Here is a 20,252-nt window from a genome sequence, read left to right as displayed (position 1 = left end):
CCGGTTGAAGGTGATCTGCTACGCCGCTGCGGTGAGGCCGTTCCGCCTGGGACGTTCGGAATCTCCGGCCAACAGCCGTGCCAGCGCCTGGCTGATGCCGAGGTCGGGCAGTTCGTTCTCCAGCCACCGGTACTGGCCGGCCGGGTTGAGGTCGACGAAGTACCACCTGCCGTGGCTGTCCACGAGGAGGTCGCTGGCCGCGTAGGAGAGTCCGTAGCCGTGCACCAGGGCGTTGAGAGCGTCCTCGACCGAGGTGGGGAGGGTGATCGGCGTGTAGGTCAGGGACTCGGGGGTGGCTCGCCAGTCCGTCCGGCCTGCCGTGGTGTGCGCGTCGATCCGGACCGCGAGGGTCCGGGTGCCGATGGTGTGGGCGCGCACGGCGTAGTCGGTGACGACGCGGTGCTGGAGATGGGTGATACCGGTCGCGACGGCGTCCAGGTCGCTGTCCACCACCGGCGTGGTGTAGAGCGGGCGGACCTGATGGTCGCCCTCCGTGATCTGCGGGACGGTGAGGGTCTTGGTGACGATGCCGTCCGGGGCGCCGAGGTTGAACCGACGCGCGCCGGACGGGAGGCTCCCGATCCAGGTGGACGGTACGGTCAGCCCGGCCCGTTCAGCGGCAGCGACCACACCGGCCTTGATCTGTGCCCGTCGCGTGTCCGACGGGTGGTTGACGTGCAGGCAGCCCAGGGTGCCGAGCACTCCGGCCAGTCCGGCAAGCGCCTCCTGGGAGGCCCACTGCGTCTGCGCCTCGGTCATGCCGTCGACCCAAACCCGTGGAGGTGTCGGGTGGCACCAGAACACGGACCGTACGTCGCGCAGTCTGGTGACACGGGATCTGACCGTGAGCGATCCCTGCCACTGGCCGCCGTCGCACCGCGCGCTCACGCTGACCGTGCGGCCCAGATCGATGAGGTCGAAGCGAATGGTGCGGACACCGAGGTCCTGGAGGACCAAGGTAACCGCGTCCCCGGTATCGGAATCCCGGTCGGTGATGACCAGGACGGTGTCGCCATCGGTCCGGACCGGGCTCACGCCGCACCATCCACATCGCTGACGACCCAGTCCCCGGGCCGCATATGCGTAAAACTGACCCCGGTGTTGGATGCTCGGTACTGGTCGCTCTGGATCACCGGGCTTCCGTCGCTGTCAACACGCACCTGGAGGCCGGCGTCGAAGCGCTCCCCCGGCAGCGGACGGGACGGGACCAGCGGCTGGGGCGTCCCGCTCACCTTCAAGGCCAACGGCAGCGGCGGTACGTGAGCGGAATCGAGAACAACAGGTACGGGAATCACAGAGAATCCTTGGTGGGTTGGTCAGCGGGTGGTGGTACGGAGGAGCCAGCCCAGGTCGTCGACGGGCTCGTAGGTGGGAGGTAATGGACACGCTGGGCGGCGAGGATGCACCGCAGGGCCTCTCGGGCCCCGAGGCGGAGCACGGGTCCGCTGGCCAGGTGGTGCGCGGTGGTCACGAGGGCCGACTGGCGAGGGCGTCGCGGTGGGGAGGGATCAGCCGTCCGTCCGGCAGCAGCACACCGGTGTCCTCGAACCGCACCACGCCGTTGCAGAGGCGGCACCACCCCTGCTCGTGACAGGCGGTGGAGACCCGGGCGGCCTGGCGGTCAGCCGCGTCAGCCGTGGGACACGGCGGGGTATGAGGACACATTGAACGCGCCGTCCTCTCCTGATTGCCCGGTGTACCGCTTCTTGTTCGGGCGGGCTTGGTATCCGCACTCCCGTGCACAACTCGGCACCCCCAGGAGGACAGCTCCCTCGCCACGGCTCAGAACTCCCTGACGCCGACGAGCACGCGACCGAGCAGGGTCGGGTCCGCAGGGGCCGCCCTAGGCACGTCGGAGTCGCCCTCCGCCTGCCGACCGGGAGGATTCACAGCTTCCTCGTCCGCGACGACATGGCTGACAGGGAGAAGTCCGACCTCCGCCCAGACCACCTTCCCGGACGCGTTCACCGCCGGGCCGCTGCCCCAGCTCCTGCTCATCATGGCGACGATGAAGACCCCCCGGCCGCCCTCCGCCTCGACTCCGACTTTCTTGAGGAGGGGCGGCCTCGGGTCACGATCCCAGACCGCTACCCGCACCCCGTCCCGGAGCCTCTCCAGCGTCAGCTCCAAGGTCTGTGCCGCGTTCCGCATGGCGAGGACCGAGTCCTGCGACTTGTCATCCTGCGGGTGCTGCACGGCATTGGTGACCAGCTCCGAGACCAGCAGCCGCAGCGTCTCCACGATGCCGGAGGGCACGCCCCACTTCGGGAGAAGGTCCTCCGTGTGCAGCCGCGCCAGACGCACGGCATTGGGTGTGTCGGCCAATGTGAGTGTGTTGCGCAGATGTGGTGCCTGGGACACGGTGTGCCTCCCAAGTCGGGAGAGGAGCGCGGGGTGGCTTCGCTGGCTCTCGCGTTTCATGACGTGAATCCGATTCGTCACACGGACCGTTCGGATACCGTGTTGCCAACTCATGCCAACGATGAAAACGGCTGGGCGCCCCGGCCGGGAGTCCTTGGATGGAGCCCCGCACGCTGGCTCCGCAGGCCCCATCGAGAGCTGGCCGACTTCGTTGGATCAATCCGTGGCACGCGGGAAGTTCGCGGGTGAGGGGAAAGCGTGGGGCAACAGCCGAACGACCTGATTCCGGGTGCGGGCCCGTGGCACCGCTGGGGGTACGAGCTACGCCAGTTCCGCCAGGCCCGTCGGCTGTCCCAGCAGGCGCTCGCTCGCAAGGCGTTGATCGACCGCTCGCATCTCGGGCGCTTCGAGCGCGCCGAGCGCCCTGTGCCTCGACCTGCGGCTGTCGTGCTTGACCGGGTCCTGGATGCCGCCGGCGCGTTGGTTCGTTACTGGGACGAGGCGGAATGCGAGTCCCCGCAGGACAGCTCGGCCATGACGTCCAGAGCCGAGACGGAGGTTGATGGGGCCAATACACGGAGCCATGGGGCCAGTGGCCTGGGACCTCTGGCGATGAGCAGCCCCCGGCAGGCATTCTCACTCCGCGACGACATGGACCTGGTCGTCGTCCCCGCACGAATCGACGGAAGGATCCATTTCGTGCCCGTGCCGCGCCGTGTCGTTCTCGCCTCCGGGCTCGCCGGACTGGCTGCCGCTGCCGTTCCGGCCACGACAGCGACGGCCGACAGCAAATTGGCCGACATGGGCTCGCCTTTCGAGCACTTCGCACAACTCCGCCGAGTAATAATTCAGACCGACAATCTCATCGGCCCTCGGCACGTGCTGCCCGCCCTGCAGCAAAATCTCGTCTCCCTTGCCACACGACGTCGAGCCGCCCGTGGTGCCGACGCCGTCGAACTCCTCGCGCTGGAGACCCGCTACGAAGAGCTGGCAGGCTGGTTCGCCCAGGACATCGGCGACGAACGCACTGCGCACGGTCACACCGCCAAAGCACTAGACGCTTCCCATATCACCGGTGACACCGACCTCACGGCCTACATTCTCGGTCGGAAGGCCCAACTCGCCGTTGACACCGGACATCCCGCCGACGCCCTCGGGCTCGCCACCGCTGCCCGACGCACCGCCCGGCCCGGGAGCCGCCTGGAGGTCATCGCTGTTCTGCACGAGGCTCACGCACATGCCGTGCTCGGGGAAGCCAGTGAAACCCATAAGGCATACGACACCGCGCTCACCCTTCTCGCCCGTGCAGAGTCCGACGACGTCTGGGGTTCCTGGCTCGATACCGCGTACGTCAACACAGCCCGAGCCCGCTCCCTCGCTGCGCTCGGCGACTACGAGCGGGCCGCAGCCGGCTTCGACAACGCCATCGCGATGCTTCCACCCGCGTACCGCCGAGACAGGGGCGTCTACCTCGCTCGTGCCGCTCGCGCCCATGCAGGGACGGGCAACAACATCCTGGCCGCCCGAATCGGTACGCAGGCTGTAGGCATCGCTGCCGAGACCGGCTCCGCACGGATCGTCCACCAGCTCGACCGTCTCGACCAGGCGCTGGCCCCCGCAGCCAGCGAGGACGGCGTCGCCGAGTTCCGAGCCTCGCTCGATCGCATCGTCCTGCACCCCGCCTGACCCAACCCACCAGCACACCTTCTGGAGATTGCGTGCCCCGCCCGTACGTTCTGCTGTCCGCAGCCGTCTCGATCGACGGCTACCTCGACACCCGCCCGGGCGAGGCCCGGCTCATGCTCTCCAACAAGGAAGACTTCGACCGCGTCGACTCCGTACGGGCCGGAGTCGATGCCATCCTCGTGGGAGCCGGAACACTCCGTTCCGACAATCCCCGCCTCCTGATCAACTCGGAGGATCGCAGGGCCTCCCGGATCGCAGCCGGTCAGCCGGAGTACCCGCTGAAGGTCACCATCACCGGTACGGGAGACCTCGACCCCGACTGGAAGTTCTGGCACCACGGCGGGGACAAGCTCGTCCTGGCCGTCGGCGACGTGGCCACGGCCAAGGCTCGCTCCACCCTCGGTGACCTGGCCACCGTTCAGAGCATCCCTGCCGAGGGCACGTGGCCCGCCGCTCTCGATGTCCTCGGTGATGCGTACGCCGTCAACCGGCTCATGGTCGAAGGCGGCGGCACCATTCACACACAGCTCCTCGAAGCAGGGCTCGCCGACGAACTCCAGCTCGTCGTCGCCCCGCTCTTGGTCGGCCAGCCGGACGCGGTACGGATGCTCGGCTCAGCCAGCTACCCCGGCGGCCCGACCTCCCGGCTCCGACTCCTGGAAGTTCGTCAGATCGGCGACGTGGTACTTCTGACGTACGCACCCAAAGACACCTCCACGGAGCCCCGATGAGCCCCACCCCTTCGGCCAGCACCCCCGGCACCGGCCGTACGGCCAACACGGCGGACCGGAACTGGCTCGCACTCGCCTGCGAGCTGGCCGCCCTCTGCCCACCTTCAGCGACCGCCTTCAGCGTGGGAGCGGTTGTCGTCGCGGCTGACGGAACCGAACTTGCCCGCGGCTACTCTCGTGAGAGTGATCCTCATGACCACGCCGAAGAGGGGACCCTCGCCAAGCTCTCAGCCGGTGACACCCGGCTCACCACCGCCACGATCTACAGTTCCCTGGAGCCCTGCGCCAAACGAGCTTCCCGTCCCCGACCCTGCGCCCGGCTGATCCAGGACGCCGGCCTCCGCCGCGTCGTCACCGCCTGGAGCGAGCCCGACACCTTCGTCGCAAGCGCTGCGGGCGCCGAGGTCCTGGAAGCCGCCGGTGTAAGCGTCATTGCGCTCCCCGAGTACGCGAACGCTGCAAAGGCCCCCAACCGCCACCTGCTCTGATAGGAACCCTCCGCCTTCCAGACCGAGCATCGCGGACCCGGGCCCCGCTCCAACTCGGCCCCGGTCATGAGGGGCCTGCCACCAGCCAGTCAGGCGCCGCCGAGGTCTCCACTCATCCGTGCCGCATAAGGTCCGCGTCACCGGGTCGGTGACCAGACCACCGGGAACTGGGCAGCCCCATGATGTGAGCTCAGCTCGGATCGGCCGCCCCGATTTCAGGCGCGAGGTCCAGAAGCAGGAGGGCCGTCGCCACGTGGGTCGGGTTGTCCTCCACCTTGACGGCCGAGAGCTCGTTGGCGCGTGAGACGCGCTGTTCAACGGTGTTGCGGTGCGCGTAGAGGTTGGCGGCCGCCCTTGGCCCGGACCGAAGCCGCCGTCGCCCTTCACGTCGCAGCCCGCCACCTCCCCTACGCCCGCATCGCCCCGCCGGACGAGCGACCGCCGATCCTCGGTCTCCTCTCCTTGCGCGCCCCCTCTACGAGTCCGGGTGACCGCCCACTGAGGTTGAACTTGTCTGTCATTGGCCTCTGGTGAGCGGGTGTTACCGGCTGCGGGTAGCACTTCCCGCCAGGCCTCAGCTGCCTCTACGCCCTGGCGGGATGGTCAGAGGTCTGCAGTAGACCGGGTACCGGACTGGCAGCACACTCAGCGCTTCGGGTCCTCGGCGGGGGGCGGGGACGCAGTAGCAGGCATCGACACTTTCAACTTCAGACGGACCGTTGCGATCCGTATCCGTGGAGTGATCTACTGCGTTCTTCACGGCGTCGTTGGGGGCAGCGTGCGAATAGGGACCTACACCGTTGGGGCGGTCGCCCCCAGTCAGCCACTCAGCAGGGGCGCCGGTGTCGCTTGCACCCGCTGACGGGGGGCGTCGGAGTCGGCGCGGTTTCCTCTACCAGGACGCCGTCACGCTGCTTGACTGCCTCGACATGTTGGATGGCCACTGGACTGAGGTCTCGTGGGAGGACCTCGAAGACATCCTCTGCCTTCAGGGAACCGTGCCCGTCTACAGGCAGGTCAAGACGGTCGAAGGGCCAGGGAAGAGCCATAGCGTCGCGCGGGTATGCCAGCCCGACTTCGCGAAGAAGCACGAGAATCGAACTGCTGAAACGAGCTATCTCGGAAAGCTGTTCATCGGCAAGCCGCTCCCTGAGGGCACCCGATTCACGCTGATCGTGAACGAAACGCCTGCAGCCGATTTGTACGAGTTCGCCTGCGAGCGAGGTCGAACGAGAGATCCTGTCAGCGCGGCCGTGCGCCAAAAGGTGATCGACAAGCTCGGGGGCTTGAAGCTGCAGGACGAGCGAGACGTCGACTGGTGTGTCGACCGCCTTGACGTCCTCGTCGAGGCTCGCACAAGCGATCAGGTCGAGGACGAGGCACGACGGCGCCTGACACCGATGGTCAGAACCTACCTTGGCCAGGAGCCCCTGGTTGCCGAGGTGGAGGAGGTGCTGAAGCGGCTGATCTCAGTTCACATCGGGCGGAAGGCTGCCGAGCTGCGGGCTGTACGGCACACCGTTGACGACTTCCGTGCCGTTTTCGAAGACGCGGTCCAGCGAGTCACGGGCCAACGTCATGACGGCGGCCTTGAGCGGCTCATGACTCTCCAGGAGAAGTTGCAACCAGCCGGTGTCCTGGCAGAAGAGGCTGACCGTCAGCACGAGGCCATGCTCGCGTTCCGTCGGTACCAGCGCAGCAGTCTGGGCGCTGAGAGACAGCGTCTCGCCGACCTGTCGGACAAGATCTACGCCATCTGTCAGGTCACGGCCATGCAGCGACGAGGCGGCCTGATAGGGGCGGGGGAGCCGGCCTACAGGGAGACCGTCCTGGCCGTCTGCAACCTGCCCGAAGTTGTGTCGAACGAGGTGCCCCTCAGCCAGGCACTCGCTGTCCTCAGCGATATCACCGCACGTTGCCAAAACAGGTATGAAGATGCCTCATAAAATCGGCAGCCGCGTCGTGCCACCGCCGCACAGGGCATGGGACCCTGACGACTCCGTCGATTTCCACGCCGCTCGCCTCCTTCTACTCGTTTACCTGTGCGGCAAGGAGCCGGGACCGTACATCGAAGGGCGGACGAAGTTCGCAAAGCTCGACTTCTTCCTCCGATACCCGGGGTTTCTTGAGCGCGCTCACGCGGTGCTTCCACAGACCGCGGGGCAGAACCATGCCTTCGTCGCCACAGACACACACGAAGTCGAAGCACCGATGGTCCGGTACCGGTACGGCCCCTGGGACCATCGGTACCGGCAGTTCCTGTTCTTCCTCACCGCCCGCAACCTCATCACCATCACGGTCAGCCACACACCGGAACGCGTAAAGCTGCGGCCGGCGGGGACGGCGGCCGCAGCCCGTCTGGCCGAGATGGAGCAGTTCCAGCCCCTGGTCCGGCGGTGCAAGGCCATGCAGGGCAATCTCGCGACGATGTCGGGGACCGACCTGAAGAACCTCATCTACGACCTGTTCCCGGAAGAGGTCGGCGACGCACCATTCCACCAGGAGATCCGCCCATGACCCACGAAATAAGCGGTGCGCGCGGTCTTCGCGTCTCCAAGGTGCGACTTATCCGCGACGGTGGCGAGTTCGACGAGTACGAGTTCGCCTCTGGCATGTTGAACATCCTCCACGGCGTACGCAACAGCTCCAAGTCCACGACCTTGCGGGTCATCGACTACTGCCTGGGCGACCGGGACAACGCGGCGAAGGCCTTGGGTGCCGCCGTGGCCGACGCCTACGTGGCGGTCAGCACGGAACTCCGGATCGACGGTGTGCCCTATGAACTGTCCCGGTCCTGGAGCTACGGCCGGATGGGAAAGGTCAGTGTGAACGGCGAGGATCTATCGGCGGCTGATTTCTCCGACTGGATCCTCGGCGCGCTGGGGTGGCCGAACGTTCACATCCCGCTTGGGCTCAACCCGTCGACTGCCGCAGAGCTGACCCCGCTCTCGTTCCGAAACACTCTGCGCCACTTCCACCGCAACGAAGAGTCCTGGATCAGCTTCGCGCACAAGGAGCAGGAGTTCGTACGGCGCGCGGTCATCAGCCAGCTTCTCGGATTCGCCCGGCCCCGGGCCACGGAGGCCCAGTCTCAGTTCGTGCTCGCTCAGGCCAAGCGGCGCTTGGCCGAGGCCCAGGCGGTGGACCGCGAGGTACAGCAGAGCACCGTTCAGGCCGTAACGGCGATCTGCGAGAGCATGAACCTGCCCTTGGTTCGCTCTACCGCGCATGTGGCGGACGCTCGCCGCGAAGTGGAGGCGGCGCTCGAAGCTGTCTGGCACCGTCGGCAGGAGCTGACCAACCAGATCCGCGTCACCCGCAGCGCAAGCGCAGATTCAGAGACTCCTGCCGGGTACGACCCCTCTCTGACCACCCTATACTCCCAAGTCACCCGGGACCTGAGGCAGGCCACCGACCAGGTAGCCGCGCTGGAACACCTCCACGAGGAACACGTCCGTTCAGCGAACACGGTGAACGGCGAGATAGGCCGAATGAAGCGGCTGATCACCTCGGTCGGGATCTTCGATGCTCTCCCTGTCCGGTTGTGCCCTGCTTGCGAGCAGGACATCGACCCAGCCCGCCATCACGCTGACACCGCTTGCTACGTCTGCTACCAGGACGTCGATGACGACAAGCGCCAACGCCGGGCACAGGTCGAGATCCGGTCCTTGAAGTCGGAACTCGACGATCTTGACGAAGTTGTCTCCCACACTCTCGCCGACCTCACCGCTGTCCGCGCTATGCAAGAAGACCTCCAGGCCAAGCAGGTCGACCTTGCCCACCAGCTCAATGCAGAGCGGACTGCTCAGCTAGCTCCTTTCGTCGCCGCCCTCGAGGAGCTCGCCGCACAGATTGCGCGGCTGGAACACAAGCTCACCGCATTTCCCGCCATCGAGGCGATCTTCCAGCGTCGCGACCAGGCACGTGAAGCTTTGAAGGTTGCCGAGCAGGCTGTCGACGCACTCGACAACGACGCCTCGGCACCACTGATTTCCGGCGCGAAGCCGACCGACCGGTGCTCGGCGTTCGCAGATCGGATGAATGGGTTTCTGGCCGAGTTCCGGGGAGACCCATGGGTGGACCACGACGTCTCTGTCAGAGACTCCGACCTCACCTTCTACGTCGGCACCCGGCCCTGGGACCAGGCCCTGGGCGCAGAAGCGAAGGTGCTGTTCTTCCTCGCCTACAGCTACGCAACGCTCTTCCTTGAGCACGACCTGGACGATGAATGTGCATTCCCGGGCCTGCTCCTTCTCGACAACCCGTACCAGCAAGGCATCAACGAGAACGTCGTACGCCGTGTGCTGCGAACCCTCGCGCAGGCTGCGAGTGAGACCGGTACCCAGGTGATTAGCACCCAGGCCCTCACGCCACCCGCCGATCCGAAGACAATCCGAGTGCTCTCCATGCCGAGGGCGTACGCCGCCCCGTAAGGCGAGACATCGGCAGCACTGGGGTAGCAGGCCATGCGAGCGATGCCAATGGAGTAGAGCAATGAGGTCCCCTGGCGCTCGCGGAGGACGAGCCGCACGACGAAGCAGCTTCAGATGGTGGGCCGCCCCCCGTCGGCTGTCGGACGCCCACCCTCGGCAGGGTTTTCGCTGGTCAACAAGAACCTGCTGTCCCCTCGAATCCGGAAATCAGGCGGCTTCCCAAAGGCCGGCATCGAGGATCCGGGCGGCCTTGGTGATGCTGCCCGGCATCAGGTGCCGGTAGGTGCGGTACGTCTCCTCGATGGACTTGTGTCCCATCCACTCCGCGACATCGGTGATGGGGATGCCGTTGCCGAGGGCGTTGGAGGCGAAGTAGTGCCGGAAGCCATACATCCCAACCCCCTGCTCCGGCGGGAGGTCCGCGAAGAGCTTCTTCACCCGGCGCCGCTCCATGCCCTCGGTGAAGTAGCCGCCCGGGCCACGCAGCAGATAGCCGTCCTTCGTGGTGCCGTGCTTCTCCTCGTGCCGCTCGATCGCCTCCCGAACCGACCGGGGCAGCGGCACCTCCCGGAACTCCCCTGTCCTGCGGTGCTTCAGCTTCGCTGGCTTGTGCGTGTTGGAGTGGATCTGCTCGCGCACCCGGTACACGTCCTGGGCCACGACGTTGTGGACGTTCACCGCCCGCGCCTCACCATTCCGAAGGCCGCACCCCGTCATCATGACGATCTCCAGCGCAAGGTCCTCGTCGGCAACAACCAGCGCCTTCTTCACGTAGGCGAGGGACGGAATGGCGACCATTCCCCGGACGTATTCAGGCTCTTGGACTCCCTTCACAGGGTCATCCGCCATGGCCCCCTTGGTATAGGCGTCCCGCAGGATGGTCTTCAGGACCCGGAAGATGTTCACCTGGTTTCCCCGGCCGACCCCGTCGCCCTCCATCTCGTCCAGGAACCGTTCGACCACCATCGGGGTGACCGAGTTCAGCTTCCGCGCTCCCAGACGCGGAACGATGTGCACGTTGATCGAGCTGTCGACGTGCTCGCCGGTGGAGTAGTCCGTCATCCTGCGCTGCCGGGGCCGCCACTGCTTCGCGTACTCCTCGACCGTCAGCTGACCCAGTTCACGGCGGGCCGCCGCCACCGTCGGCGCCGTGGTCTTCTTCTCCGCGTAGAGCTGCGTGAGGCGCTCGATCGCGTCGTCCTGCGTGGCGTATCCGGACTCCTCGCGCTGCTTGCCCAACGCATCCCGGAAACGTATCGAATAGGAGTGCGGGCAGCGGGTGGGCTTGGCGCAGCCGCAGTCCTTGAAGAAGGCACCCATGCCGCGGGCGAGCTGTCGGGCCATGTGTCGTGCACCATCCGTTCCGGCCCAAGAATCATGCTCAGGCGCCGCGCTGCAGGTCGCAGGTCAGCAAGCGGGGACACGTCCGGGACGCATGCTGACCGTTTGCTGACCTGAGGGGGGCACATGATGCCCCTGACCTGCGGCAACGCCAAATAGTCAGATCTTGGACTTGAACATCGTATGCATCATCGAGGTACTCCTGGACGTAGGCTCCCTGCCTGCGTTTTTGCAGGTCAAGGGCTGTTTGCCTACTCTACAACGAGTCGCATGCCAGGGTAGCGTTCCCCGGGTCTCCCAGGACTGGTGACGTGCCCCCCTGGGAAAGGGCGCGGAACCGCTCACCATGCCTTCTCCGTCCGGACGGCCCGGCTCCGGTATCTCTTGGACCGCTGCCCTCGGATGCCGCCTACCCAAGGTACGCGGTAGGGGTACACGGCCGCATGACCACGCTTTCACGGCAGACGGGACAGGCAGCGGAGGGACGTCAGCGAAGTACCGCTACCGGGTGTGGGGCTGCTCCAGAAGTTCGTCAATCCGGAGGGCGACAAAGTCGGTGTGGTCGGACGGCGCTCCGGCGATTTCGAACCGGCGGTCTATGGGGAAGGGCATCCGGACCAGGCACGGGCGGTGTTCGGGTGGGGGCGGAGCGGAAGAGGGATCGGGCAGTCGACGACGACGCATTTCTCGCATCCATGCCGGGCGGCCGCGGGTGTCGGCCCGGGCCGCCCATCGGCGGAGGATCGGGGTGTTCCCGTGTATTCGAGGAGGAGCAGCGCGGAGTCGTCCGCCGGGGCTGCGGGTGCGGTGTGCTGGTGTACGTCGGTACGGAGCTGTTCCAGGCCGGAGGCCAGGTTGCTGGTCCTGAGGAGGTCGGCGCGGGCGGTGAGGGGGTAGAAGCGCCCGGTGGCGTCGCGAGCCTCGTCGAGGCCGTCGGTGTGGAAGAGCACCCGGTCTCCAGGTGCGAGGGTACGGCCGTGCCGACCGGGCCTGCTGTCGCCCAGTGCGCCCAGGCCGAGGGGCATGCCGGGGCGGTCAGGAGCTGCTTCCGCCACGCCGCCGGGTGCGGGCAGCACCAGGGGTGCGGTGTGGCCGTAGTTGACGAGGGTCAGGGCCCCGTCGTCGGACAGTTCGGCAACGACGGCGGTGACGAACCGCTCCTCGGCACCCCGGCGGGCCAGGGCGCAGGACATCTTCAGCCCCACCGTCTCCAGACGGGAGGAGACCGGGGCGCTCTCACGGAAAGCGGCCAGAACGATGGCGGCCGTGCGAACAGCGCTCAGCCCCTTGCCCTGGACGTCTCCGACCACCAGACGCACCCCGCCGCGAACCGGAGTCACCTCGTAGAAGTCGCCGCCGATCTGCGCGGCGTCGTCGGCCGATTCGTACGAGGCGGCGATACGCACGGGACCGGAGATTTCGGGCAGCGGTCCGAGGACGGTTCCCTGCGCCACGCCCACGACGTCGCTCACCCGGGCGAGCTGGTGCTGGTGGCGGGTCCTGGAACGGGCGGCGGCGGCGGAGAACGCGGTGACGAGTGCCAGGGCCAGCAGTGGCAGGAAGCCTTCCGGGGAGCCGAGCAGGCGGTCGTGGAGGGCGAGTGCCACGGCGGTCGCGGCGGCGAACAGTCCGGTGCCGAGGACGCCGCGCGCCGTGGATCGGGGGGCCGCGATGGCCGGCGCGGCCGCGAAAAGGGCCAGGAGAGTCACCTGCGGACCGAGAAGGACATCGGCCACGGCGATGGCGAGCAGCCCGCCCACACAGGCGCCGTCGGCGTACCGGGCAATCGATATGACGGGCCGTTTCATCACTGCTCCTCCTTCGGAGTCCGGGGGGGGTCAGGCTTCGGTGGCGGTGGGACCGGCGGCTGCTTCGGCGTTGCGTCGCGTCTTGGCCCAGCCGGTCTTCCCGCGCAGGAGGCGTACGGAGCCGCGGGCGGAGACGATGAAGAGGTGGTAGGCGTACAGCCACAGGGCGATGCCCCACAGCACCCCCGTGAGACGTGAGCGGTCGGGGGCGAACTCCTTGCGGTAGACCGGGCCCCACAGGACGAAGGGCATGACGGACAGGATCCCGAGTGCCAGTGCGAGGGGCCACGCGGCGAGCAGCACGGCGCCCGTGACACCGGTGAGGAGGATGAACGCCAGGACCGCGGTCAGGGCGAGGACCGTGAGGTGGGCGATCGGCTGGAAGAACGTGTAGAGCGATTCCAGGACTCCGCGGGCGCGGTAGTGGCGCGATCCGATGATCCGGCCCGCGTACCGCACGCACTGGATGTTGCCCTGGGCCCAGCGGGTGCGCTGCGTCAGGAACCTCCGGGTGCGGGGCAGGGCCTCCTGCGTCACCCAGGCCTCGGGAACGTGGGTGACCCGGTAGCCGGCCAGGCGCATCTGCATACCGAGTTCGTAGTCCTCCAGCAGCGCGTCCTGCTTCCAGGGGCGGCGCTCCGCGGCGGCGATCCGGTCGAGTGCGGTGAGCCGGGTGAACTGCCCGTTGCCGCCCAGGCCCACCGATCCGGTGCGGCGTCGCAGCAGCTGCATCGCGGTGTTGGAGACGGCGAACTCCGCGTCCTGCATCCGGATCAGCAGACGCGCGTAGGCGTTGGCGACCCTGCCCCGGTCGGGCAGAGGCCGTTCGTCGTCCACGTTCCGCATCCGTACGCCGATCTGCACGCCGCCCGTCTCCGGGTCCCCGAACGCGTCCGGGCCGCTGACCTGCGCCGGAGCGTCAGGAGACAGCCTGCCGTCGGCGTCGACCACACACACGACGACGCGCGAGCGGTCCACGGTGCCGAGATGGGCGTTCATCGCTTCGTAGGCGGCGTTGAGCGCGGCACCCTTGCCGATACGGGCGTCGGGACGGCGGCGGGAGACGAGCCGCACATAGGTGTCCTCGGCCGCGAGTGCGGACACGATCGGTCCCGTGCGGTCGTCGCTGGCGTCGTCGATGACCCACACGTGGGAGGTGGGGAAGTCGGTCCGCAGACAGGTGACCGTGGTCGCGATCACGGCTTCCTCGTCCCGGCACGGGACGAAGAAGTGCCAGTCGAAGCCGGAAGGGGCGCCCGCTTCGGTGGCCCGGCGCCGGGCGTAGGCGTGCCGGGAGCCGGCCCAGTAGAGGAGAAAGCACCCCAGGAGGAGGAAGGGGAAGAGGTAGAGGAACAACTCCGGGATCACGCGAACCTCCAAAGGGTGTGGTGGCGGGTGGGCAGCTTCGGCTCGGGCCGGGGCGGCGCCGGGCAGCGGGGGCGCCGGGCAGGGGGGCGCCGGAACCGGGGGTTCGTGGGTCAGGCGACGACCAGCTGACCGGAACGGGCCGTACGCGGCGTGTCACGCGGAATCACCTGGGTGATCAGCTCCGCAATCCGGTGGGAGGCCGTGCCGTCGCCGTACGGGCTGGGCAGGGCCGCCAGTCGGCGCAGCTCCCGCGGTCCCTCGGCGAGGCGGCGGCGCACCGCCACCCCGATACCGGGGCCGGGCTCGACGAGGTCAGCGAAGTCGGCAAACGCCTCGGGGCGTTCGGTGGACCGGCGGACCACGACCAGGGGCCGGCCCAGTACGGTCGTCTCCTCCTGCACTCCCCCGGAGTCCGAGACAAGGAGCGCGGCGTGCCGGGCCAGCGCGAGGAACGTGCCGTACGCGGTCGGGTCGATCACCGTCAGGCCGTCGAGGAGCGGCCACAGTCCCGCGTCCTCGATCCGTGCCCGGGTCCGCGGGTGGAGGGGGAGGATGACGCGCATCGTCCGGCTGATCGCGGCAAGTTGGCACAGCACGGCGTTCAGTGCCGCTGGGTCGTCCGTATTCTCGGGTCGGTGGAGGGTCGCCACCACGTAGCCGTCCGCTTCCAGACCGAGGCTGCTGAGCAGTTGTGCGCGCTCCTGTCGCGGCGGCAGGTTGTCGCGGACGGCCTCCACGACGGTGTTGCCGGTCACCGCGATCCGGGCGTCGCTGACGCCTTCGGCCAGCAGCGACGCCCGGTTCTCCGGGGTCGCCGCGCACAGGACGTCCGCCAGCCGGTCGATGAGCACCCTGTTGTGCTCCTCGGGCATCGCACGGTCGTGGCTGCGCAGCCCCGCCTCGACATGGATCAACGGGATCGACCGCGCGTTCGCCACGAGGGCGCCGGAAAGGGCGGCATTGGTGTCACCCTGGACGACGACGGCGCGCGGCGGCCGGGCCGCGAACCGTTCGTCGAGCGCGGCCAGAGCGGCTGCGACCTGCACGGCACGGGACTGCCCGCCCACACCGCTCAGAAACTCCGGTTCGGGAAGACCCAGCTCGTCGAGGAAGGCGCCGGACAACGCTTCGTCGTAATGCTGCCCGGTGTGCACGACCCGGGCGGCCGGGCCGAGCAGGCGGATGAGCTCGGCGAGCTTGACCAGCTCAGGACGGGTGCCGAGGACAACGGCGACAGTGCGATCTGCGGAGAAAGTCATGACCTGAGCTTTACTGAACACGGTTGCCGCGACCGGTGCGCTTCCGTTGCTCCACGGTTGCTTCAACCGTTTTCAACCAGTTCAGGACCTTGGTCCCGGGCCCTTCGCCTCAGGGTCAGAGGTCCTTGTCCCCGGCGGACTCGGCCTCCTCCGCGGATATGAAGCGATACCCCAGCCCGCGCACCGCCTCGACCGGGTCCCGTCCTCCCGGGCCGGCGGCCCCTCGCAGCTTCCGGCGCAGCCGCAGCACCGCGAACTTGACCCGATCGCCGTCCACGGCGCTCTCGTCGCCCCACACGCGCGTCAGCAACTGCTCCGTCGTGACGACCCGGCCCCTGTTGCGCACGAGCAGCTGGAGCAGCCGGTACTCAAGGTCGCTGAGCCGCGCCTCTTCGCCGTACCAGACCACCGCCCTGCGCTCGGGCACGAGACGCAGGTGCTCACCCACCCTCTCGCCGGCCCACTGCCGGTGCCCGGCGCGGCGCAGCAGTGCCTCGACCCGCGCCACCAGCTCTTCACCATGGAACGGCTTGACCAGGTAGTCGTCGGCCCCCGCACGCAACGCCCGCACCCTGTGCCCGACGTCGTCCAGCCCCGAAACCACCAGCACCGGCAGATCGCTCATGTCACGGGCCCGGGCCATCACCCGCCAGCCGTCCAGCCCCGGAACCACCAGGTCCAGGACCATCAGGTCAGGCCGCTGCGAAAACAGCAGGCGAAGGCCCTCACGGCCGTCGGCGGCGGTCACCACCTCGTACCCAGCGCCAACGAGCAGCCCGCGCAGCGCCACAACCGTCGCGGCGTCGTCCTCCACGATCAGCAGCTCGGGCACCATCCACCACCGGACTCGGAAACGAGACGACCTCTGCCCCTCTGGAACAAACCCGGCCCCTCGTCAGTCAACCAGGAAGGGCGCCACGCCGCAGGGCGGCAGCGACTTCCCTCATTCCTCCTGGTGGGCAGGTCACTCGGCCCCGGCTCCTCGGAGCCTCCTCGGCGGTGCCTCACCGAAGGGTCATGGGCGGCGAGAACGGTTTCCCAGCGCATGCCGTGTGTTCTGTGTCGGGGGACCATCGAGGTGTACCGGCCACTGCGACTCCGATTCTGTTGCTCAGGCTGCGGTGTGGCCACCGGGTGCCTGTGCGTCGCCGTGGGTGGTGGCGAGCTGTTTCTGCATTCCTGCGAGTCCCAGGGCCAGGGCGCGGCATTCAGCCGCCGGCATGCTGTCGATGGCCTGGAGAAGCATGGCGTCGCGATGTTCGCGAATGCGCCGCAGGTGCTCCTTGCCGGTGGGCGTGAGCTGGAGGGTGATTTCGCGGCCGTCGTCCGGGCTCGGCAGGCGTTCGAGGAAGCCGATGGCCTGTAGGCGGTCGCACATGCGGGTCACGGTCGGAGCTGCGGAGGCGAGGCGTTGGCACACGGTGCGCATCCGGATGCCGTCCTCGCGGTCGACGACGTACATCAAGCGGAGCTGCGATGTGGAGCCGGGTGCTGTCACGCCCTTGGTGGCGTTTCTGGCGTGGTCCCACATGACGTCGAGGAGTTCGACGATGGAGCTTGCCGAAGCGGTGGCCTCCTGCCAGATTCTGCTGGGGGCGGCATCTGGTGCGCTCATGGTTGCCCGTCGGTGTGTGCTTCTGCCCGGAGAACGGCCGGGAAGTGACTCAGGTCGGGCCGTCCGGTCCGATAGGGCGGACAGCCGTGGAGATCTCCCCAGTCATTGAGGACCTCACGGTACCGGTCGGGGGTGGGGCCGTGAGGTGGTCAAGGGTACCGGTGAGGTCCAGGAGCCGGTCCAGTTTCGCGGGCCGCTCGTCCAGGTGCAGCCGCACCCCTGCTGCGGCGGTGCGCCGGCTGATCATCAGCAAGGCGCACAGGCCCATGGAGTCGACTGTTCCGAGTCCAGCGCAGTGCAGATGCAGATCGGTCAGGCCCGGCCGGGCGGAGAGTTGGGCGGTGACCTCGTTGACGAGGAGGTCGGCGCTGTCGTAGTCGAGGTCTCCGTGGGCCTCTATCCGGACGCTGTCCTCGGAGTCGAGCGTGGTCAGGCGCAGTTGGTGAGGGTGTGTGGTCATACGGCGTTCCCGGCGGCGGTGTGGTCGGTGATGAGGGCGCGTGTCGCGGCGTGGAGGATGCGGGCGGCGCGGGGGAAGTCACCCAGCTCGCGGGCCAGAAGGGCCAGCGTCGGCGGCAGACTCATTTCGGGGACGCCTCGTGCTCGGAGAATCTGGGCGGTCCAAATGATGAACCAGGTGAAGAGCTCCTCGTCGTCGAGGTAGAGGGCGGTGGCGAGGAAGTCAACGATGTGCTTGAGGTCTTCCGCGGTGCGCTCGCGCTGGAGGTCGTCGTAGGAGCGCATAGCGGGATAGGCGTGCTCGAGTGCGGTGAAGACTTGGCGCACAAGGGAGGTGCTGTTGCGGGCGACCATGGTGTATTCCTGGTCGTCCAGATGGGGCAGATCGTCGAATTGCTGATGGTTGGTCTGTGGCCTGGGCAGTGGCCCCCGGGCGAGGTGGTCGGCGGCGGCGCGGGCGTCGGGGGCCCACGCTTCGGCGCCCAACAGCTTCGCGTAACGGCCCTGAGGTCCGAAGGCTGCGCCGCCGACGAGGACGGGGACGCCGATGGCCTGGCAGGCGGTGATCGCCGCGTGCGCGGTGGGCAGGCGGGTGGCGATCGAGCTGGAGAGCGCGACAGCGTCGGCCCGGGTGTTGTGGAGGTGGGTGATCAGGTGCGGGGTCGGGACCTGAGCGCCGAGGTAGTCGACCCGCCAGCCGCGCAGCTTCAGAACTTCGGCCAGCAGGCGCGCGGGCAGTCCGTGCCATTCGCCGTCCACACAGGCCACGGTGATCCGGCCCCGGGTGACAGGGGTGCGGGCGGCGGGGTGCACGCTCACCGCTGCGACGGCCCGTTCGTTGATGGCGGTGGCCGCGTGTTCCTGGGCGACGCTGATCCGGTTGGCCGCCCATTCCTCGCCGACGCGGCCCTGCACCTTGGCGACCACATCCAGCAGGACCGTCTCGGGGTCTGTGCCGTCGTCGAGCATGCGCAGCACGAGCTCGGTGGCGGTGTACTCGTCCGCGGCCGAGACCGCGTCCCACAGCTGCTCCGCGAACCGGTCCAGGCGCGCGCTCCGGGGGAGGCGGGGCGGTGTACTGGTGCTCATGCGGTGAACCTGCCCCGGGTGTGTCCGTTCACCGCGCTCAGGTGGTGGGTGCGGGGTGCGGAAATGACGACGACGGCCATGTCGTCGTGACGGCGGTCGCCCAGCCACTGGGCGGCCAGCATCTGCACGTGTTCGACGATGCCTTCGGCCGGCATTCCCACGCAGCCCGCGAGCGCGCGCTTGAGGCGCTCGTCCCCGAACAGGTCATCGCCCATCGGCCCGCCCTTGGCCTCGGTGATGCCGTCGGTGTACAGGACGCAGGATTCCCCGGGAGCCAGGGATTCGGTGACAGTAGCGGCAGTGATGGCGGGGAGGGCGCCGACGAGGGTGCCGCGGGTGTCGGCTTCGTGGACGGTGCCGTCCGCGCGGATGATCAACGGGCTGGGGTGGCCGGCACTGGTCAGCGCGAGGTCCACCTGGTTGCCGCGGCGTCGGGCCGAGGCCAGGACCAGGGTCACGAACCGGGCGTGGTGGGAGTTCAGGAGCGCGGTGTTCAGCAGACCGAGCATCCGTGAGTGGTCGTCGGCCAGCGGAAGCAGGGCGTGCAGGGTGTTGCGGATCTTGCCCGTCAGGACGGCGGCTTCCAGGCCCTTGCCGCACACATCACCGAGCGAGACCAGTGACGCTTCGCCCTCGACGGCGGCTGGGTGGACGTCGTAGAAGTCTCCGCCGATGCGCTCGTGGTCCGCGGAGGGCCGGTAGCTTCCGGCGAAGTCCACTCCGGATATCTGGTGAAGGGCCGGGGGCATGAGTTCGCGCATCAGGACATCGGTGATCGCGGTCTGCTCGGCGTAGAGGCGGGCGGCGGACATCGCCGCGCCGGCCCGGGCGGCGAACAGCCTCGCGAAGACTTCCTCCTCGGAGCTGAAGGAGGCCGTCTTCGCTTTCCTCAGCAGGACCAGGGCCCCGGCCGAGGTGCCATGTCCGGGCAGCGGGGTGATCACGATCGAGCCGACCGGCCCGAGCTCTTCGGGCACCATCCATGCGGGGGCTGCTGCCGGGTCGATCCAGCGCGAGGGCACCGGCGGAAACCCGCGCAGCGCCTCCCCCAGGCCCGGCACATCGTCGGGATCGACGCTCATGTCCGCCAGGACAGGCGTACCGCCGCGCAGACACGTCACCACCGGGAGCCGGCTGCTGCGACTGGGCGCGATGGCCAGCGCCACGTCCGCGAGACTCTCGGCCGCCAACTGCGCGGTCACATCCATGCAGCGCCCCAGGTTCAGGGAGGAGAGCAGAACGTTGGACGCCTTCGCGAGGAACGCGGTCCGCTCCCGTTCCATGAGCAGGGCTTCCTTGGCGAGCTGGTGGTCGGTGTCATCCACCAGCCACCACGCCACCGAGCCGTCATCCCGTACCGTGGGGTGCGCCTCGAAACGGCGCCCGGCGATGGTGCCGCGCAACGTCTCCTCGGTGTCCGCCGGGTCCGCATGGGCGGCGGAAGAGCCGAGCCTGGTGTGTGCGGCAGAGAGCCACGACGGAGCCACATCGGTCAGGGATGCCCCTGGGGTCGCGGCGGGCAGAATGAGGCCGGCAGCGTCGTTGCACCGCACCACCACACCCCGGGGGTCTGCGACCAGCACCGGATACGGGGCGCTGCCCCACAGGGAATTC

18 protein-coding genes and 1 pseudogene are annotated in these 20,252 nt (G+C 68.2%); 5 read left to right on the top strand and 14 right to left on the bottom strand.

The genetic code is table 11. From position 1 onward, the window contains the following. Nucleotides 1-18: 18 nt before the first annotated feature. The 4 genes from PSQ21_RS32855 to PSQ21_RS32840 all read right to left on the bottom strand — a co-directional run bounded on the left by PSQ21_RS32855 (nucleotide 19) and on the right by PSQ21_RS32840 (nucleotide 2,361). Nucleotides 19-1,035 (bottom strand): MvdC/MvdD family ATP grasp protein, encoded by a 1,017-nt coding sequence (locus PSQ21_RS32855; protein ID WP_073803401.1) that lies wholly within the window; start codon nucleotides 1,033-1,035, stop codon nucleotides 19-21. Then, nucleotides 1,032-1,295, bottom strand: a complete 264-nt coding sequence (locus PSQ21_RS32850) for a hypothetical protein (protein ID WP_073803402.1) — start codon at nucleotides 1,293-1,295, stop codon at nucleotides 1,032-1,034. The genes PSQ21_RS32855 and PSQ21_RS32850 overlap by 4 nt, the downstream gene beginning before the upstream one ends. Before the next feature lie 172 nt (nucleotides 1,296-1,467). Beyond that, on the bottom strand, nucleotides 1,468-1,665 hold the full coding sequence (locus tag PSQ21_RS32845) for a DUF5999 family protein (protein ID WP_073803403.1): 198 nt from the start codon (nucleotides 1,663-1,665) through the stop codon (nucleotides 1,468-1,470). A gap of 117 nt (nucleotides 1,666-1,782) precedes the next feature. Continuing rightward, nucleotides 1,783-2,361, bottom strand: a complete 579-nt coding sequence (locus tag PSQ21_RS32840) for an ATP-binding protein (protein ID WP_073803560.1) — start codon at nucleotides 2,359-2,361, stop codon at nucleotides 1,783-1,785. Between the two features lie 258 nt (nucleotides 2,362-2,619). Between PSQ21_RS32840 and PSQ21_RS32835 the strand changes: the two genes are divergently transcribed. Then, complete coding sequence (locus tag PSQ21_RS32835; RefSeq protein ID WP_274035030.1) at nucleotides 2,620-4,047, top strand: helix-turn-helix domain-containing protein; 1,428 nt, start codon at nucleotides 2,620-2,622, stop codon at nucleotides 4,045-4,047. Between the two features lie 32 nt (nucleotides 4,048-4,079). After that, nucleotides 4,080-5,266 (top strand): annotated as a pseudogene (locus PSQ21_RS32830) (dihydrofolate reductase family protein). Nucleotides 5,267-5,456: 190 nt separating this feature from the next. On the opposite strand, the gene PSQ21_RS32825 reads toward PSQ21_RS32830, so the two are convergent. Further along, nucleotides 5,457-5,660 (bottom strand): helix-turn-helix domain-containing protein, encoded by a 204-nt coding sequence (locus PSQ21_RS32825; protein ID WP_241835849.1) that lies wholly within the window; start codon nucleotides 5,658-5,660, stop codon nucleotides 5,457-5,459. A 448-nt stretch (nucleotides 5,661-6,108) separates the two neighbouring features. On the opposite strand from PSQ21_RS32825, the gene PSQ21_RS32820 reads away from it, so the two are divergent. The 3 genes from PSQ21_RS32820 to PSQ21_RS32810 are packed head-to-tail and all read left to right on the top strand — an operon-like array spanning nucleotide 6,109 to nucleotide 9,699. Next, complete coding sequence (locus PSQ21_RS32820) at nucleotides 6,109-7,212, top strand: dsDNA nuclease domain-containing protein (protein ID WP_073803405.1); 1,104 nt, start codon at nucleotides 6,109-6,111, stop codon at nucleotides 7,210-7,212. Continuing rightward, nucleotides 7,196-7,783, top strand: coding sequence for a hypothetical protein (locus tag PSQ21_RS32815; protein ID WP_143203104.1), 588 nt, complete (start codon nucleotides 7,196-7,198; stop codon nucleotides 7,781-7,783). Before PSQ21_RS32820 ends, PSQ21_RS32815 begins: the two co-directional genes overlap by 17 nt. Then, entirely contained in the window at nucleotides 7,780-9,699 is a 1,920-nt protein-coding gene (locus PSQ21_RS32810; protein ID WP_073803407.1) for a hypothetical protein, read from the top strand. Before PSQ21_RS32815 ends, PSQ21_RS32810 begins: the two co-directional genes overlap by 4 nt. A gap of 207 nt (nucleotides 9,700-9,906) precedes the next feature. Here the strand turns inward: PSQ21_RS32810 and PSQ21_RS32805 are convergent, their stop codons facing one another. From PSQ21_RS32805 to PSQ21_RS32765, 9 genes are all read right to left on the bottom strand, one after another. Then, nucleotides 9,907-11,043, bottom strand: coding sequence for a tyrosine-type recombinase/integrase (locus PSQ21_RS32805; RefSeq protein WP_073803408.1), 1,137 nt, complete (start codon nucleotides 11,041-11,043; stop codon nucleotides 9,907-9,909). A 593-nt stretch (nucleotides 11,044-11,636) separates the two neighbouring features. Beyond that, on the bottom strand, nucleotides 11,637-12,848 hold the full coding sequence (locus tag PSQ21_RS32800; RefSeq protein WP_274035026.1) for a PP2C family protein-serine/threonine phosphatase: 1,212 nt from the start codon (nucleotides 12,846-12,848) through the stop codon (nucleotides 11,637-11,639). Between the two features lie 30 nt (nucleotides 12,849-12,878). Next, on the bottom strand, nucleotides 12,879-14,216 hold the full coding sequence (locus tag PSQ21_RS32795; RefSeq protein WP_274035025.1) for a glycosyltransferase: 1,338 nt from the start codon (nucleotides 14,214-14,216) through the stop codon (nucleotides 12,879-12,881). Between the two features lie 110 nt (nucleotides 14,217-14,326). Then, entirely contained in the window at nucleotides 14,327-15,475 is a 1,149-nt protein-coding gene (wecB, locus tag PSQ21_RS32790) for a non-hydrolyzing UDP-N-acetylglucosamine 2-epimerase (RefSeq protein WP_274035024.1), read from the bottom strand. A gap of 115 nt (nucleotides 15,476-15,590) precedes the next feature. Then, nucleotides 15,591-16,307: a response regulator transcription factor gene (locus tag PSQ21_RS32785; RefSeq protein WP_274036054.1), complete on the bottom strand. Its 717-nt coding sequence runs from the start codon at nucleotides 16,305-16,307 to the stop codon at nucleotides 15,591-15,593. Nucleotides 16,308-16,586: 279 nt separating this feature from the next. Then, complete coding sequence (locus PSQ21_RS32780) at nucleotides 16,587-17,090, bottom strand: MarR family winged helix-turn-helix transcriptional regulator (RefSeq protein WP_274035023.1); 504 nt, start codon at nucleotides 17,088-17,090, stop codon at nucleotides 16,587-16,589. A 49-nt stretch (nucleotides 17,091-17,139) separates the two neighbouring features. Continuing rightward, entirely contained in the window at nucleotides 17,140-17,550 is a 411-nt protein-coding gene (locus PSQ21_RS32775; protein WP_274035021.1) for an STAS domain-containing protein, read from the bottom strand. Continuing rightward, nucleotides 17,547-18,638: a cobalamin B12-binding domain-containing protein gene (locus PSQ21_RS32770; protein ID WP_274035020.1), complete on the bottom strand. Its 1,092-nt coding sequence runs from the start codon at nucleotides 18,636-18,638 to the stop codon at nucleotides 17,547-17,549. Before PSQ21_RS32770 ends, PSQ21_RS32775 begins: the two co-directional genes overlap by 4 nt. Further along, a complete protein-coding gene (locus PSQ21_RS32765) occupies nucleotides 18,635-20,245 on the bottom strand; it encodes a PP2C family protein-serine/threonine phosphatase (RefSeq protein WP_399022668.1) in 1,611 nt (536 codons plus the stop codon). The genes PSQ21_RS32770 and PSQ21_RS32765 overlap by 4 nt, the downstream gene beginning before the upstream one ends. Nucleotides 20,246-20,252 lie beyond the last annotated feature (7 nt).

The sequence above is a fragment of the Streptomyces sp. MMBL 11-1 genome, assembly GCF_028622875.1.
Taxonomy (GTDB): domain Bacteria; phylum Actinomycetota; class Actinomycetes; order Streptomycetales; family Streptomycetaceae; genus Streptomyces.
Note: the sequence above shows the minus strand (reverse complement) of the source record. Positions and strands in the feature narration are given on the sequence as shown.

Coding starts and splice junctions, on each gene's coding strand:
- PSQ21_RS32845 (WP_073803403.1), bottom strand. CDS start 1,665: ATGTGTCCTCATACCCCGCCGTGTCCCACGGCTGACGCGGCTGACCGC.
- PSQ21_RS32780 (WP_274035023.1), bottom strand. CDS start 17,090: ATGAGCGCACCAGATGCCGCCCCCAGCAGAATCTGGCAGGAGGCCACC.
- PSQ21_RS32800 (WP_274035026.1), bottom strand. CDS start 12,848: ATGAAACGGCCCGTCATATCGATTGCCCGGTACGCCGACGGCGCCTGT.
- PSQ21_RS32815 (WP_143203104.1), top strand. CDS start 7,196: ATGAAGATGCCTCATAAAATCGGCAGCCGCGTCGTGCCACCGCCGCAC.
- PSQ21_RS32770 (WP_274035020.1), bottom strand. CDS start 18,638: ATGAGCACCAGTACACCGCCCCGCCTCCCCCGGAGCGCGCGCCTGGAC.
- PSQ21_RS32775 (WP_274035021.1), bottom strand. CDS start 17,550: ATGACCACACACCCTCACCAACTGCGCCTGACCACGCTCGACTCCGAG.
- wecB (WP_274035024.1), bottom strand. CDS start 15,475: ATGACTTTCTCCGCAGATCGCACTGTCGCCGTTGTCCTCGGCACCCGT.
- PSQ21_RS32810 (WP_073803407.1), top strand. CDS start 7,780: ATGACCCACGAAATAAGCGGTGCGCGCGGTCTTCGCGTCTCCAAGGTG.
- PSQ21_RS32805 (WP_073803408.1), bottom strand. CDS start 11,043: ATGGCCCGACAGCTCGCCCGCGGCATGGGTGCCTTCTTCAAGGACTGC.